The 15681-nt window shown below is 72.2% G+C and carries 13 protein-coding genes; 8 read left to right on the top strand and 5 right to left on the bottom strand.

Annotated elements, in window-relative coordinates:
- Nucleotides 1-21: 21 nt before the first annotated feature.
- Nucleotides 22-477, bottom strand: a complete 456-nt coding sequence (locus tag ACWCP8_RS30535) for a YchJ family protein (RefSeq protein ID WP_356001866.1) — start codon at nt 475-477, stop codon at nt 22-24.
- Nucleotides 478-548: 71 nt separating this feature from the next.
- The gene (locus tag ACWCP8_RS30530; RefSeq protein ID WP_451119383.1) at nt 549-1514 is read right to left on the bottom strand and encodes a helix-turn-helix domain-containing protein; all 966 of its coding nucleotides are present in this window, start codon (nt 1512-1514) and stop codon (nt 549-551) included.
- Between the two features lie 53 nt (nt 1515-1567).
- Between ACWCP8_RS30530 and ACWCP8_RS30525 the strand changes: the two genes are divergently transcribed.
- Nucleotides 1568-1984, top strand: coding sequence for a cupin domain-containing protein (locus tag ACWCP8_RS30525; RefSeq protein ID WP_352269261.1), 417 nt, complete (start codon nt 1568-1570; stop codon nt 1982-1984).
- Nucleotides 1985-2056: 72 nt separating this feature from the next.
- On the opposite strand, the gene ACWCP8_RS30520 is transcribed toward ACWCP8_RS30525, so the two are convergent.
- From ACWCP8_RS30520 to ACWCP8_RS30510, 3 genes are all read right to left on the bottom strand, one after another.
- The gene (locus tag ACWCP8_RS30520) at nt 2057-2866 is read right to left on the bottom strand and encodes an SAM-dependent methyltransferase (protein WP_266999757.1); all 810 of its coding nucleotides are present in this window, start codon (nt 2864-2866) and stop codon (nt 2057-2059) included.
- A 90-nt stretch (nt 2867-2956) separates the two neighbouring features.
- Nucleotides 2957-3199, bottom strand: coding sequence for a DUF397 domain-containing protein (locus ACWCP8_RS30515; protein WP_352269297.1), 243 nt, complete (start codon nt 3197-3199; stop codon nt 2957-2959).
- A 2-nt stretch (nt 3200-3201) separates the two neighbouring features.
- On the bottom strand, nt 3202-4062 hold the full coding sequence (locus ACWCP8_RS30510; RefSeq protein WP_352269262.1) for a helix-turn-helix domain-containing protein: 861 nt from the start codon (nt 4060-4062) through the stop codon (nt 3202-3204).
- Nucleotides 4063-4268: 206 nt separating this feature from the next.
- Between ACWCP8_RS30510 and ACWCP8_RS30505 the strand changes: the two genes are divergently transcribed.
- From ACWCP8_RS30505 to ACWCP8_RS30475, 7 genes are all read left to right on the top strand, one after another.
- Nucleotides 4269-4727, top strand: a complete 459-nt coding sequence (locus tag ACWCP8_RS30505) for an ATP-binding protein (protein WP_356001872.1) — start codon at nt 4269-4271, stop codon at nt 4725-4727.
- Nucleotides 4721-5164 (top strand): hypothetical protein, encoded by a 444-nt coding sequence (locus ACWCP8_RS30500; protein ID WP_451119380.1) that lies wholly within the window; start codon nt 4721-4723, stop codon nt 5162-5164. Before ACWCP8_RS30505 ends, ACWCP8_RS30500 begins: the two co-directional genes overlap by 7 nt.
- 150 nt (nt 5165-5314) lie before the next feature.
- The gene (locus tag ACWCP8_RS30495; RefSeq protein WP_451119378.1) at nt 5315-8929 is read left to right on the top strand and encodes a DUF4132 domain-containing protein; all 3615 of its coding nucleotides are present in this window, start codon (nt 5315-5317) and stop codon (nt 8927-8929) included.
- Nucleotides 8926-10089, top strand: coding sequence for an ATP-binding protein (locus ACWCP8_RS30490; RefSeq protein ID WP_356001874.1), 1164 nt, complete (start codon nt 8926-8928; stop codon nt 10087-10089). The genes ACWCP8_RS30495 and ACWCP8_RS30490 overlap by 4 nt, the downstream gene beginning before the upstream one ends.
- Nucleotides 10089-12515, top strand: coding sequence for a DUF5682 family protein (locus ACWCP8_RS30485; RefSeq protein ID WP_451119375.1), 2427 nt, complete (start codon nt 10089-10091; stop codon nt 12513-12515). Before ACWCP8_RS30490 ends, ACWCP8_RS30485 begins: the two co-directional genes overlap by 1 nt.
- Nucleotides 12512-13672 carry a VWA domain-containing protein gene (locus ACWCP8_RS30480; RefSeq protein ID WP_451119373.1) on the top strand — a complete coding sequence of 387 codons (1161 nt, stop codon included), beginning with the start codon at nt 12512-12514 and terminating at the stop codon, nt 13670-13672. Before ACWCP8_RS30485 ends, ACWCP8_RS30480 begins: the two co-directional genes overlap by 4 nt.
- Complete coding sequence (locus tag ACWCP8_RS30475; RefSeq protein WP_451119371.1) at nt 13669-15654, top strand: hypothetical protein; 1986 nt, start codon at nt 13669-13671, stop codon at nt 15652-15654. The genes ACWCP8_RS30480 and ACWCP8_RS30475 overlap by 4 nt, the downstream gene beginning before the upstream one ends.
- The last annotated feature ends 27 nt before the right edge of the window (nt 15655-15681 follow it).

Below are 15681 nucleotides of genomic sequence, written 5' to 3'. Positions count from 1 at the left end.
GCTCGGCGGACCGCGGAGTGATCAGTCGGCGAAGACCGCTGTCGAGTAGACCCAGGCGCCTTCGTGCCGGACGAATCGGCTCTGTTCGTGGAGCGAGTCCGGCCGGCCGTTGTCCGTGTAGTGGGCCCGGAAGGTGACCGTGCCCGTGGTGTGGAAAGCGCTGCCGTCCGTCGTCGCCAAGATCTCCAGGCGCACCCAGCGCATTGCGGGATCGAAATCGATGACGGGCGGCCGGGTGTCCGGGTGCCAGGTGCGGAGCAGGTACGCCGCGTCCTGGACGACGAACGCGGCGTACCGCGAACGCATCAGCGCCTCACAGGTCGGCGCGGCGGCCCCGGCGTGCAGTCGACCGCAGCAGTCGGCGTATGTGGCGGAAAGGCCGCAGGGGCACGGCGAGGCCGGAGTGATCGCGGTGGCCGGGGCGATCCGGGTGCTCGCGGCGGAAGTCTGCCGGGGGCGTGAGCTGCGTCGGGACATGGCCCCATTGTGACCTGCGACGGGACCGGGCAGGTGCGCAAGGGGGGACGCTGCCGTAACGGACCGGTGCGTCACCGTGTCCCTGCGAATCGGCGACGGTACTCGGTGGGGGTGAGCCCCGTACGGCGGCGCAGCTGGGCGCGCAGGTTCGTCGCCGTACCGAGTCCGCTGACGCGGGCGACCACGTCGAGGCGTTCCTCGCCGCACTCCATCAGCCGGCAGGCGAAGGTGATCCGCCGCTCGGTCAGCCAGGCGAGCGGGGTGGTGGCGAGCTGGGAACGGAAGCGGCGGTGCAGGGTGGCGGGGCTGACGGCGGCGCGCGCGGCGAGGCCGGAGACCGTGAGCTCCGTGCCGAGGCGCTCCTCGGCCCAGGCGAGCAGCGGGCCCAGCGAGGTGTCGGGCACGTCGGGCAGCGGGTGCTCGACGAACTGCCGCTGGCCACCGTCGCGGTGCACGGCGAAGACCAGCCGGCGGCTGACGGCTGCGGCGATCTCCGCGCCGTGGTCTCCGCGGATGATGTGGAGGCCCGTGTCGAGGGCCGCGGCGCTGCCCGCCGCGGTGATGATCTGCCCGTCGTCGACGAACAGCACATCGGGGTCGAGGCGGACCTGCGGGAAGCGGACGGCGAAGGCATCGGCCCAGCGCCAGTGGGTGGTGGCGCGGCGGCCGTCCAGCACACCGGCCGCGGCCAGCGTGAACGTACCCGTGCAGAAGCTGACCAGACGGGCGCCCCGGCCGGCGGCGCGACGGATCGCGTCGAGGACGGCCGGATCGGGGTCGGTCTCCGGGTCGGGGCGGTTCGGCACGATGACGGTGTCGGCCCGGTCGACGGCGTCGAGTCCGGCGACTCCGGTGAGCTGGAAGAAGCCGTGATGCATGCGCACGGTCGGGGTCCCGGCGCAGAGCTCGAAGTCGTACCAGGGCACCGGCAGCTCGGGGCGGCGCAGCCCGAAGAGTTCGGTGGCCACGCCCAGCTCGAACGGGTTGGAGCCGGCGGAGACGATCATCACGACCCGGTGCGAGGATTCTTGCGCCATGTGCGATTCGTAGCACTCACCCGAAGCGTGGTCCACCGCCGAGGATGGGACGCATGAGCGATCACACGGCGACGACCGGCCCGGACCCCATCCTGCTGAGCGATGCCCTCAAGACATTCGAGGCGCTGTGGAGCCCCCGGATCGTGACCCGCGTCAACGACTACGACGTGCGGGTCGCCAAGGTCCGGGGCGAGCATGTCTGGCACGTCCATGAGGAGACCGACGAGTTCTTCCTCGTCCTCGACGGCGTCCTGGACATCGCACTGCGCGAGGCCGGCGGGGAGCGGACGGTCACCCTCGACCGGGGCGCGGTGTTCGTCGTCCCGCGCACCACGTGGCACCGGCCGTATTCGGCGGCCGGTGCGTCGCTCCTGCTGTTCGAGCCGTCCGGAACGTCATCGGTGGGCGACCGGCACGACGAGGTGCCCGACCATGTCGAGGCGACATCCGGACACGCATTGGAGGCCTGAACACGGCGGGGACGGCAGGGTTGTGGGCTGCTGTCGATCCACTGAGCCGAAGTGAGTCGCGCGGACTCGGGGTCAGGGCTTGCGGGCCACACCCGCGTATCCCGGGATCGGCTCGTCGCCCGGCACGTCGATGACCTCGCCGAGCTCCGGATGCCAGTCCGCGGAGAGGGTGACGCCCGGCTCGACGAGCTCCAGCCCGTCGAAGAACGCGCTGAGTTCGGCATGCGAGCGCGGACGCAGCGTCATCCCGCGGGCCTTGTACATGGCGGAGGCCTGGGCCGCGCCCTCGGGGTTGAAGTCCCCGGTGGTGTGCGAGAGCACCAGATAGCTGCCCGAGGGGAGCTGCGCCACCAGCCGGTCGACGAGCTCGGCCGCACCGTCCTCGTCGTCGAGGAAGTGCAGCAGGGCCAGCAGGGACAACGCGATGGGGCGGCTGAAGTCGAGGACCTTGCCCGCCTTCTCGAGGATGGCCTCCGGCCGGCGGGCGTCGACCTGGATGTACTCGGTGGCGCCCTCGGGGGTGGAGCGCAGCAGGGCCGCCGCGTGCGCGAGAACGATCGGGTCGTTGTCGCAGTAGACGATGCGCGCATCCGGGGCGGTCTGCTGTGCGATCTGGTGAAGGTTGGGCTCGGTGGGGATGCCGGTGCCTATGTCGAGGAACTGACGTACGCCCCGCTCGGCGAGCCAGCGGGTGGCGCGGTGCATGAACGCGCGGTTGACCCGGGCCATGTCACGGCCCCGTGAGTCGAGGGCCAGGAGTTGCTGGGCCATCTGTTCGTCGACCGGGTAGTTGTCCTTGCCGCCGAGGAACCAGTCGTACATCCGGGCGGGATGCGGCTTGCTGGTGTCGATCTCGATGGGCTGCGGGTCGTGCCCGGTCATAGCGCGCTCCTTGGGTCCGTGGATCGGCGAACAGCGACTGACGTGTGGCGCGGAACAGGCGCCGGCTCTTCAGGGTCCGGTACGTGCGCGTCAGGTTCCGGTCAGGAGGAAGTCTGCCTGACCGGCCTTGGCGCCCTGGATGAATGCGGCGATCTCACGGGGGGTGTAGATGAGGGCGGGGCCGTCGGGATCCGCGGACTGGCGTACAGCGACTCTGCCGTCGGCCAGCCTCATGGCCTCGACGCAGTTGCCCCCGTTGCCGCCGCTCCACGGCTTGGACCAGCCTTCGGAGCCGAGTTCGGCGGCCGGCATGCCGTTGTATATGGGGTCGATCATCACAGCTCCTTGCGGAAGTCCCGGAGGATTTCCTTCGTGCGTTGTGCAGTTGCGGCCTGAGCCGCCATGCGGTCCATGACTTCGAGGTAGGAGGCCACCTCGGGGCGCGCGTCGAAGTAGACGGCGCCGGTCAGGTACTCGCTGTACACCATGTCGGGCAGTTCGGGGACGGCGAAGCGGAAGAGGACGAACGGGCCATAGGTGCCGGGGTGGTGGCCGGTCGCGAACTCCGCGATCTGCAGCGTCACATTGGACATTTCGGTCGCCTGGAGCAGCCGGTCGGTCTGTTCGCGCATGGCATCGGCGCTGCCGACGGGACGGCGCAGGACTGTCTCGTCCATCACCACCCACAGCTTCGGGGCGTCCGGGCGTGTCAGCAGCGCCTGCCGCTCCATCCGCAGCGCCACATGGCCCTCGATGTCCTCGGGCCGGGTCTGGCCGACGGCGCCGGTACGCATCACCGAGCGTGCGTAGTCCTCGGTCTGCAGGAGTCCGGGGACGAAGTGCGGTTCGTACATGCGCAGGAGGCTTGCGGCGCCCTCCAGGCTGACGTACATGCTGAACCAGTCGGGCAGGACGTCGTGGAACCGCTGCCACCAGCCGGGCTTGTTGGCCTCCTCTGCGAGCTCGACGAAGGAGTCGGCCTCGCCGTCGGCGATCCCGTAGGCCTTCAGGAGCAGTTGCACATAGGGGATCTTGAGAGCGACCTCTGCGGTCTCCATCCTGCGAATCGTCGCAGGAGCGACCCTCAGCACCTTGGCAGCCTGGTCACGGCTCAGGCCGACACGCTCCCGCAGGTCCTGCAGGCGCTTGCCGAGAACGACCTGACCCACGGTCGGGGCGGACCGCGGTTCGCTCACTTCAGACCTCCCGATGCGCTGTTTGCGAGCAGTGTGCCATGCGCATGCCTTCAAAGACACAGTCACTCTGGAATTTTCAGAGTGCCCCTTGCCAAGTGTTCGCGACAGGGGGAGAGTTGGTGAGTGAACCAGTTCACTTAGTCATGCCCGCTCCCTCCCCCCGGAATGCGAAGCGTGGCGCAGCCCCCCACTGTGAGGAATCGGTCGTGGCACCTGGCAGTGCGCTCATCCCCCGGCACGTCGACCTCAGCCCCGGGACGGAAGCGCTCCGGTACTGCTTCGCATTGCCCGCCCACCCGGAATCGGTGGCAGGTGCGCGGCGGCTGACGCGGGCCCGGCTGGACGAGTGGCGGCTGGACGCGGATGCACACGAAGCGGCGGTCCTGATCGTCTCGGAACTGGTCACCAACGCGGTGGTGCACACCGCGAGCGCTCGCGTCGTGTGCGAGCTGCACTGCCTCGAAAGGCGGCTGCGCATAGCCGTACAGGATCAAGGACATCAGCCCGGTGGCCCGAAGCTGCGCCGCACCGCCGACGACGAACACGGACGCGGCCTGCTCCTCGTCGACGCGATGAGCAGCGCCTGGGGGTCCCGCGACGCCGGGGACGGCTCGGGCCGCATCGTCTGGGCAGAACTGCCGCACGGCACGGAGCAGTCATGTTGAGGAACGCAATGTCCCAGTTGCTCGGAACGCGCCGCTCCCGTGAGTCCCAGTCGCCCGGCGCCGGCGACGGCGGGGTACAGCTGCCGGTGCCGCCCGCGCTGTCGGCGACTCTGGGCTGCGACGCGGTGGGGGTCCCGGCCGCATACGGCTTCCGGCTGTTGTCCCATCTGCCACGCACCGGTTGCGTCTTCGCGGACGCCGACCGCTGGTGGTGGATCGTCCCGGCGGGTTCGGACCTCGAACTGGACTGGCCGGCGCAGGTCGCGTACGCCAGGGGTACGTACGTCCCCGCGACGCGGCCGCGGCTGATCCACGCACCCGACAGCCGTACCCCCTACACCCCGCCCATTCCGCTGTTCCTGATGGTGTGCCAGGTCACCGGGGTGACACCGTCCTGGGCCGTGGCCGGTGGCCCCCGCGCGGTGCCCGCCGGCTGACCCCCAGCCTCTTCGCTGCGCCCCTGACCTGGGATTGTTCCCGATCGGTGCACCGTCACGCTGCGTTGTCAGTGGCGGGTTCTAGTGTGGCAGCACTGATCGAGAAGCCCGCCGCGAAGCGGGCTGTCCAGGTGTGAAGGGGGCGGGCCGGTGCGGCGCTGGGAGTACGTCGAGGGCAGTGCATCGAAGTTCTGGGAGACCGGGGCCGACGGCGCCGTGGTGACGGTGCGGTACGGGCGGTGCGGAAGCGACGGGCGCACCCAGAGCAAGGAGTACGCGTCGGCGGACGCCGCGCGGGAGCAGGTCCGCAGGACGATCGCGGAGAAGGAGCGCAAGGGCTACCGGGAGGTGGGCGGGGCCACGGTGGCCGCCCAGGCGCCCGCGCAAGCTGCCGACGCGGCCGACGCGGCTGTGGGTGCACTGCCCGACGAGGACACCTTCGAGCTGCCGGCCGCCTGGCGGCGCCAGCTGCACCCGCGGCGCGGGGGTGTGCGGCGCTCTGCGGGCAAGGCCTCGCAGGAAGCGCTGGACACGGTGGAGCGCAGGCTCTCCGAGGAGCGTGGGTGGATCGCCGAGCTTCTGGCGGCTCCGCGCAGCGACGACCGGCTCGTCGAGTCCGCCCGGGCGCATCTGGCCGGCAGTCCCGATCCCGTCGGGGCGGCTGTCCTGGCCGCAGTGGTCGGCCTCTACCCATTGACACAGGCGGCATGGGCGGACAGCTGGACCGAGGCGTACGGGCTGCCGTTCGCCGCCCGGGCCACCGTGGAACTCTTCACGGTGGAGGCGCACTGGGCCCAGGAGGGAACGCGGCGGTACGACCCGTGGCTCGAAGCCCTCACGGACCACCGCAACGGGTACCGGACGGGCGCGCGCCGGCCGGCCGCCGACCGGATCCGCGCCCTGCTCGCAAACGCCGACGAGGAGGCCTACCGGTCGACGGTCGACGCGCTCGCCGGCTGCCGCGACGATACGGTGCGCCGGATCGTCGTTTCGTATCTGGTGCCGAGCGAGACGGAGTGGGTGGCCGAGCTCTGTGCGAACCCGCAGGTGATCGCGGAGAGCGACCACACCCTGCGCTCCATGGTGTTGTGTTCGCTCAACTCGTCCGAGCAGCTCGGCGAACTCGCGGAGCGGCCCGGCGTCGGCTGGTCGGTCGCGCTGATCGGGACGGTCGCGGAGGGCATCGGACCGGCGGTCGCCCCGCTGCTGGCGGGGCGCATGAGCGACCGCTACAGCACCGACCATCTGAAGCTGATCGCGAACGCCCTGGTGGAGCTCCCGTCGGACGAGGCCTTCGGTCTTCTCCTCGCCCACTCGGACGCGAAGCATGTCCGGGCCGCGCTGTTCAAGGCGGCGCACCGCTACCCGGTGCGCGCGCTGAGGCTGCTCGCCGCGGCCGTGCGCGACGGTTCGGGACCGGGCTCCGCCGAGGCGACCCGGCTGCTGCTCGCCGAACACATCGGCGCCCATCGCGAGCTGGTGGAGACGGTGCTCCCCACGCTCGACGCCGACCTGGCCGCGCTGGTCGATCCGCTGCTCAACCCTGTCGGACGGGTCGCGGACGCCTCCTCGCGGACGCTGCCGGAACTGCTGGTCTCCCCTCCGTGGTCCCGTCCGCGCAAGCCCACCCGCACGACGGTCATCGACGGGCTGACGGCCGAGGCCGAGCCGGGCATCGTCTGGCTGGCGGGCGAGAAGGAGAAGTGGGCTTCCTACCGCAGCTGGCACAACCTCGAGCGTGAGCGCACGCACGGCAGCGCGAAGTACTGGGAGGAGCAGGCCGCTTCGTACGCGGCGGCGGAGACCCTGACCAGTCTCCAGCCCGCCTGGATGTTCCTGCACGGCCCCGAGGAGACGGTCCGGCCGTGGCTCGGCAAATGGGCCCCGGACGATCTGTGGAACGCCGAGGAGACACTCAAGCCGGTCGCCGCCCGCTTCGGGCTCGACGCACTGCCGGTGCTGCTCCGTGCGGCGCCCCACCAGCCGGGTACGCTCGCCTCGCTGTTCCTGCCGTACGTGGATGTTGCGGTGGCCCGGCACATGGCGGACTGGTCGATGCGGCTCAAGTCGGCTGCGGCGACGGCCCGTTCCTGGTTCACCCGGCACGGCGCCACGGCGGCCGCATACCTGGTGCCGGACGCGGTCGGCAAGGCCGGGGCCGGCCGTCGTGCTGCCGAGCAGGCGCTGCTGCAGATCGCGGCGTTCCACGGGGACGCGGTGGTGCGGGAGGCCGCCGCCGGATACGGCGCCGGTGCAGCAGGCGTGATCGACGAGCTGCTGTCGGCCGACCCGCTGGAGCGGGCGCTGCCCGCCAGGATGCCGGTCGTGCCCGCGTGGGCGGAGCCGGCCCTGCTGCCGCAGATCCGGGTCAGGGCCGGCGGCGCGCTGCCGGAGGAGTCCGTCCGGCATGCGCTGATGCTGCTGGCGCTGTCCCGGCCCGGGGAGACCTATCCGGGGGTGGCCGTCCTCAGGGAGACGGCGGAGCCGGAGTCGCTCGCCGTGTTCGCCTGGGCGCTGTTCGAGCAGTGGAGGCTGTCCGGGATGCCCGCCAAGGAGTCCTGGGCGCTGCACGCTCTCGGGCTGCTCGGTGACGACGGGACGGTACGGAGTCTCACACCGGTCATCAGGGCCTGGCCGGGCGAGGGCGCACATCACAGGGCGGTCGAGGGTCTCGATGTGCTGGCGGTCATCGGCACCGATGTGGCGCTGCTGCATCTGCACGGTATCTCGCAGCGCGTGAAGTTCAAGGCGCTGAAGGTACGGGCCCAGGAGAAGATCGCCGAGGTGGCCTCGGGGCTGGGGCTGACCGGCGAGCAGCTCTCCGACCGGCTGGTGCCCGACTTCGGACTGGATGCCGGGGGTTCGACGGTCGTCGACTACGGCACCCGTCGTTTCACCGTCGGCTTCGACGAGCAGCTGCGGCCGTACGTGCTGGACGGCGACGGCAAGCGCCGCAAGGATCTGCCGGTGCCGGGTGCGCGGGACGACGCGGAGCTGGCCCCCGCGGAGCGCAAGCGGTTCATGGCGCTGAAGAAGGATGTGCGGACGGTCGCCTCCGACCAGGTGCGGCGCCTGGAGGCCGCGATGGTGGCGCAGCGTTCCTGGACGATGGCGGAGTTCCGTGAGCTGTTCCTCCGCCACCCGCTGCTCTGGCACCTGGTGCGCCGGCTGGTGTGGCTGAGCGAGACCGACGGGGTGACCACCGCGTTCCGAGTGGCGGAGGACCGTACGTTCGCGAATGTCGAGGACGACCCCTTCGAGCCGGCCGACGGCACGGCGGTACGGATCGCGCACCCGCTGGCACTGGGTGAGGAGCTCGACGACTGGTCCGAGGTGTTCGCGGACTACGAGATCCTGCAGCCGTTCCCGCAGTTGGGGCGCGCCGTGTTCCGTCCGGCGGACGAAGACGCACGCGGCCACCGGCTGACCCGGTTCGAGGGGCTCAAGGTGCCGACGGGCAAGGTGCTCGGGCTGGAGCGGCGCGGCTGGGAGCGCGGTGTGCCGCAGGACGCCGGGGTCGAGCGGTGGATCTCCAAGCGGCTCGCCGACAACGTCTATCTGGTGATCGCGCTGGACAGCGGCATCGCGGTCGGGGTCGTCGACATGTTCCCGGACCAGACCCTCGAAACGGTGTGGCTGGACGAGCAACCCAACGACCATTACCCGCTGCGCACCTATCCGCTGCGGTTCGCCGATCTCGACCCGGTGACCGTCTCCGAACTGCTGGCCGATCTGACGGAGCTGACCGAGGGCGTCGCGTCATGACCGTACGGAAGACGGATGCGGAGCCGGTACCGGACGGCCGGTCCGGCGGGCCGTCGGCCGGTGTGGAGGCCGGGCCGTCCGTGCAACGGCCCCCGGCCGAGGTCCGGTACGCCCGGGAGCTGGCCGCGCTGCGCGCCGACGACCGCGATCCGCGGCCGCCGGGCTGGGAGTTGAGTCTGCGGGCGGCGCGCAGGTTCGTCATCGGGGACACGGACGCGGGCATCAGCCGGAAGTTCGTCGGCAATCCGTCGCTCGTCGACCGGGCGCTGGTGACCCTGGCGACGAGCCGCGGGCTGATGCTGGTGGGCGAGCCGGGCACCGCCAAGTCGCTGCTGTCCGAGCTGATCGCGGCGGCGGTCAGCGGGGACTCGACGCTGACGGTGCAGGGTGGCGCGGCCACCACGGAGGACCAGATCAAGTACGGCTGGAACTACGCGCTGCTGGTCGCCGAGGGACCGTCGACACGGTCGCTCGTCCCGGCGCCGATGCTGCGCGGGATGGCGGAGGGCCGGCTCGTACGGTTCGAGGAGATCACCCGCTGCCCACTGGAGGTGCAGGACTCGCTGCTCTCCCTGCTGTCCGAGCGGGTGGTGGCGATCCCCGAGCTGACCGGTCCTGACGGCATGGTCTTCGCCCGGCAGGGCTTCAATGTGATCGCGACGGCCAACACCCGGGACCGGGGCGTCAATGAGATGAGCGCGGCGCTCAAGCGGCGGTTCAACTTCGAGACGGTGTTCCCGATCCCGGACCTGGACACGGAGCTGGCGCTCGTCGAGGCCGAGGTGAGCACCCTGTTGCGGCGCTCGGGCGTCGAGCCGCCACCGGACCGGGACGTCCTGGAGGTCCTGGTCGGTACGTTCCGCGAGCTGCGCGCGGGCGCCGGGTCGGGCGGCTCGGGTGCGGGCCCGGACCGGCCCTCGGCCGTGATGAGTACGGCGGAGGCGGTCTCGGTCGCCCATGCCGTCGGCGTACGCGGCTGGTTCCTGCGCGGCGAGCCGGGCAGCGCGGCCGATGTGGTGGCGTGTCTGGCCGGTACGGCTGCCAAGGACAGCCCGGAGGACCTGGCCCGGCTGCGCCGCTACCTGGAGCAGCAGGTACCGCGCCGCCGCGGCCCGCAGTGGCAGGCCCTGTACGACGCACGTCATCTGCTGGCCGACTGATGCCCGCCGTGTTCCTGGGGGTGCGCCACCACTCCCCCGCCTGCGCCCGGCTCGTCGAGCGGACCATCGAGGAGCTGCGCCCCGCCCATGTGCTGGTGGAGGGCCCGGCCGAGATGAACGCCCGGCTGGACGAGCTGCTGCTCGGGCACGAGCTGCCGGTCGCGGTGTTCAGCCACTACCGCGACGGGCATCGGGCCGCGACGTCCTGGGCGCCGTTGTGCGACTACTCGCCGGAGTGGGTCGCGCTGCGGGCGGGCCGGGCGGCCGGGGCTGAGGTCCGCTTCATCGATCTGCCGGCCTGGCATCCGGCGTTCGCCGAGCGCGCCAACCGGTACGCCGACGCTGAGCTCCGGTACGCAGAGGCCACCGAGCGGCTCTGCCGGCACTTCGCGGTGGACTCCTCGGACGCGCTGTGGGACCGGTTGTTCGAGGTGGAGCCGGACGACGGTCTCGCCGCACGTCTCGACGCGTACTTCGCGCTGGTGCGCGGGGACGCGGAGGCCGATGCGGGTGACCGGGCACGCGAGGCCTATATGGCGGCGTGGGTGCGGACGGCGGTGGCTGCGGCCGGGGAGCGGCCGGTGCTGGTGGTGACCGGTGGCTTCCACCAGCCGGCGCTGCGCGCGCTCGCCGGGATCTGTGACTCCGACGGAATCGCTGACTCCGTGGTCGAGGCTGCCGGTGCTGCAGAGGCTGTCGGCGCTGTCGGCGCACTTCCTTTCGGCGGTGGTGGGGACGGTTGGGCACTCGGGGATGACGGGTGGCCGCAGGTGCCCGCTCCTCCGGAGGAGGCACGGGCGGGGAGTTTCCTCGTGCCGTACTCGTTCCGCCAGTTGGACGCGTTCGCCGGGTATCAGTCGGGCATGCCGTCGCCCGGCTACTACCAGCAGGTGTGGGAAGCGGGCCCCGAGGCCGCGGCGGACGGGCTGCTGCGGACGGTCGTCGAGCGGCTGCGGGCCCGGAAGTTCCCGGTGTCCACCGCCGATCTGATCGCGGCACGCAGTCTGGCCCAGGGGCTCACCGCGCTGCGCGGCCATCCTCGTCCTGCCAGGATCGATGTGCTGGACGGTCTCGCGGGTGCCCTGATCACGGACGACCTGGACCGTCCGCTGCCGTGGACGAGCCGTGGCACGTTGTCGACGGGCAGCCATCCCGCGGTCGTCGAGATGGTGGCGGCCTGCAGCGGCGACCGCACAGGGCGGCTGCATCCCGCCACCCCGGCGCCGCCACTCGTACACGATGTGGCGGCTCAGCTCGCCCGGCTGGGACTCGACGGCGGTCACGGCTCCTCGTACCGCCTCGACCTCACCGACGCCACCGATCTGGAGCGCAGCCAGGTGCTGCACCGGCTGCGGGTGCTGGGGATCCCCGGTCACGGGCGGACCGCCGGTCCCGAGCACGGCATCGACCCGGTGTTCACCGAGCGCTGGGAGCCGCGGCCGTCGCCGGGGCGCGAGGCCGCGCTGGTCGAGGCGGGGGCGTACGGGGCGGGACTGGCGGAGGCGGCAGCGGCCGCGCTCACCGAGCGGACACATGACGCGGAGGCCGGGGCCGACGCGCTGGCCCGGGTGCTGTTCGACACCGTGCTGTGCGGGGTGGGCGCCCTCTCGGAGCAACTGCTCGCCGAACTGGCTGCCCGCGTCGGTGAGCTGAAGGCGCCGGGACCGCTCGGCGACGTGCTCGCCACGGCTCTGGGCCTGTGGCGGCACGACCGCGTGTACGGGGTGGCGCGCGGCCCCTTGCTCGGCGCCGTGATCGACGGGGCGACGCGACGGCTGCTGTGGCTCCTGGAGGGCGCGCGCGGTGCGTCGGGGGTGGACTTCCCCCGGTTGCGGGCCGTGGTCGCCGTGCGGGATGCGGTGCTGCACGCGCCGGAGTTGCTTGCGGCGTCGCGGCGGACAGTTGCCGGGATCGCCCAGCGGATCAGCCGTGACCCGGACGCCCCGATCGATCTTCGGGGAGCCGCATTCGGGCTGCACCGGGCGCTGGGAACGGCGCCGGGGAGGTCGCCGGACCCGGCCGAGGCGGTGCGTACGGTGGCGGCGGCCGGCCCGGATGCGCTCGGCGACTGGCTGGCCGGGCTGTTCGCGCTCGCCCGTGACGAGGTGACGGGTGCGGTGGAGAGCGGCGGTGGAGACGGCGGCGCCACGGAGTCCCTGGTCGATGTGCTGGACAGCCTGGTCTGTGCGCTGCCCGACGGCGATTTCCTGTCGGGTCTGCCCGCACTGCGCCAGGCCTTCGCGTTCTTCCCACCACGTGAACGCGAGCGGATCGCCGGAAAGTTGCTGGAGCGGCGCGGGGTGCGCGGCTCGGCGCGCGGTCTGCTGCGGACCACCGCGGACCCGCTGCTGATCGCCCGCGCCGGCGCCCTGGAGGAGAACGTGTCCCGCGTGCTGTCCCGTTACGGCCTGGGAGCCGCATCATGACCACGACACCCGAACCGACGACGCCCGACGCCGGGCTGGAGCGCTGGCGGCTGATCCTCGGCGCCGCCGCCGAACGGCACACCGGACCGCTGGGGCAGGGCCACGCCGCGCAGGATGCGGCGCTCGACTGGCTCTACGGCCGTGACCCCGATCTCGCCAGGCGCGGGGTGCGCCGCTCGGGGACGAGCACCCGTCGCACCGGTGGGGACGGGCCTTCGCCGGTGACCGCGATCGACTGGCTCGACGACATCCACCGGCTCTTCCCGAAGGAGACCATCGAGCGACTGGAGCGGGACGCCGTCGAGCGGTACGGCATCCAGGAGATCGTCACCGACCCAGCGGTTCTGGAGCGGGTGGAGCCGAGCCCCACACTGCTGCGGGCCGTGCTGCGCACCAAACACCTGATGAACCCGCAAGTACTGCGGCTTGCCAGGCGCATCGTCGCGTCGGTGGTCAAAGAGCTCCTGACCAAGCTGCAGCCGGAGGTCCGCCGGGCGTTCCACGGCACCCGCTCCCGCAAGCCGAGCCGGGTGCCGCTGGCGAGGGACTTCGACTTCCGGCAGACCGTACGGGCCAACCTCGCCCACTACCAGCCGGCGGAGCGACGCCTCCTGATCGAGCGGGCGCACTTCCACTCCCGTACCCAACGCCATCTCACCCAGTGGCAGTTGATCCTGCTGGTCGACCAGTCCGGTTCGATGGCCGGTTCGGTGATCCACTCCGCGGTGACGGCCGCCTGTCTGTGGGGGCTGCCGGGCCTCAAGACGCACCTCGTCGCCTTCGACAGCAATGTGGTGGACCTGACCTCGGAGGTGTCGGACCCGGTGGAGCTGCTGATGCGGGTCCAGCTCGGCGGCGGCACGGACATCGCGCGGGCCGTGCAGTACGGCGCGGATCTGGTGGAGAACCCTCGCCGCACGATCGTCGCACTGATCACCGACTTCTACGAGGGCGGTGACTCCTACCGGCTGCTGCGCACGGTGCGCGGGCTGGTGCAGCAGGGCAGCACGGTGCTCGGCCTGGCCGCTCTGGACGAGGACGCGAACCCCGACTACGACCGCGAGCTGGCCGGTCGGCTCGCCGAGGCGGGGGCACACATCGGGGCGATGACACCGGGCCGGCTCGCCGAATTCGTCGCCGAGAGGCTGGGCCGATGACCGAAACGACCATCGGGCCCGCGCCCCGCGCCGATCTGCTGGCCCTGACCCCCGACACGCTCGCCGCGCTCGCCAACCGCGGCCTGGTCAAACGGGCCACGAAGGAGCTGGACGCGGGCACCACGCCCAGCCTCATGTCCGAGCCCGACACCACGATCCGTGCTCGCTTCGACGACGGCATCACCGCGGTCCTTCCGCCCGGTGTCGGTCTGGACAACGGCAGTTGCAGCTGCGCCGCACCCGGTGTGTGCCGCCACCTCGTCGCACTCGTCCTCGCCTATCAACGTGGTGCCGGGGCCGGCGCGGACGGCGCCCCGGTCCTCGCCCCCGTCATCGACTGGTCCCCCGGCTCCACCGACGACCGTGCGCTTGCCGATGCTCTCGGCGCCCGCACACTCGCCGCGGCCCGTCGCACCCTCGAACGTGGCTACGGCGCCCTGGTGCACCGCCCCACGGCCGAGCGTCCGGAGCCCTGGGCCGAACTGCCCACCTGTACGGTGCGGTTCCCGGTGCCTGGCGAGATCGCGTACGCGCTGACGGACGCGGCCGCCGCGGTGCGGGACGAGATGGTGGCGCTGGCGGTCTGGGCGTTCCGGGTCGCCGACGAAGCGGGGACCGAGGACCGGTCCACCACCGTCCAGGTCGGCGGGCGCCCCACCGCCCGGCCCACGGCCCGCCCCGAACTGGACGCGGCGGCGGCGCTCGCCGACGAGCTGCTGAGGGAGGGGGTGGCCCATGCCGGCCCGGTGCTCCGAGGTGCCCTGGCCCGTGCCGGTGACGCGCTGGCCGCCGGTTCGCTGCACTGGCCGGCCGGCGCGGTCGCCGAACTGACCGGCCAGCTCGCGGCCTACGCCGACCGCACCGCCCACTACCGCCCCGAGCTGGTCGCCGCCCTGCTCACCGAGGTCCACGCCCGGCGGCGGGCCGCCGCGGTACCCGGTGCGCTCGGCACCCGGGAGGCCGGGGACACCCCGCTGCGCCGGGTCCGGCTCACCGCGCTGGGCTGCCGGGTCCGCGGCACGGCCGAAGCCCTGGTCGCCGAGGTGTATTTCGCGCACCCCGGCGCGGGCTCCGTCCTGGTCCTGCGCAGGGAGTGGACGGCCGCCGACGGCCAGGAGCTCACCGGGCACCGGCTGGCCACCCGCCGTGTCCTGTCCACTTCGCTCTCCGCGCTGGCCACCGGCAGCCTGGTCAGCGAGAGCGTCCGACGCACCGCGAGCCGCGCCCTGACCATCGCCCGGGGTCGGCTCGGAACCACGAGCATCACCCCCGTCGGCGCCGCGTGGACGGAGCTGCCCGGGCCCCTCCTCGTACGCGATCTGTCGGCTCTCACGGCAAGTTGGCGTGGGCGGCCGCCGCGGCTGATCCGCCCGAGGGTCGAGGCGGAATCGGTGCGGGTCGTCGCCCTGTCCGAGGTCGGGAGTATCGGGTACGACCCCGCCGAGCAGTGTCTCGAAGCGCATGTCCGGGACGCTGCGGGAACGTCCGCCGTGCTGACGTCCGCCTACCGCCCGGAGTGCCCGGGGGCGCTGGACGCCCTGGCCGACGCGCTGAGGAGTGGCGCCACGCATATCAGCGGTTCGGTGCACCGCTCCGGCGGCGGCATCGTCATCGACCCGATCGCGGTACTCACCCCGGCCGGGGTGACCGTGCCCGATCTGGCCGCCGGTGACGGCTCCACGGCTCTGGCGGCGGCCGGAAGCCGCTCACCGGATCCGCTGACCGCGGCGCTGGACGAGGCGATATCCGCACTCGCCGCCGCGGCCCACAGCGGGCTGTCCCGTCCGACCGCCCCGACCCGGTCCCGTATCGACGAAGCGGCGACCGCCCTGTCACGGACCGGGCTGGCCCGCGCGGCGGCATTGCTGCGGGCGTTCCTGAACGCGCTGGACGGACAGGCGGAGAGCGGACGGACCGCCGCCTGGCTGGAGGCCCAGCTCCACCTCCTGGTGAGCAGCGAGCTGAGGGCCGCCGAATGCTGATGACGCTCCGGGGTGAGCAGCCGTGTC

The organism is Streptomyces sp. NPDC002206 (assembly GCF_053593595.1).
This window is presented reverse-complemented; position numbering and strand designations above follow the sequence as displayed.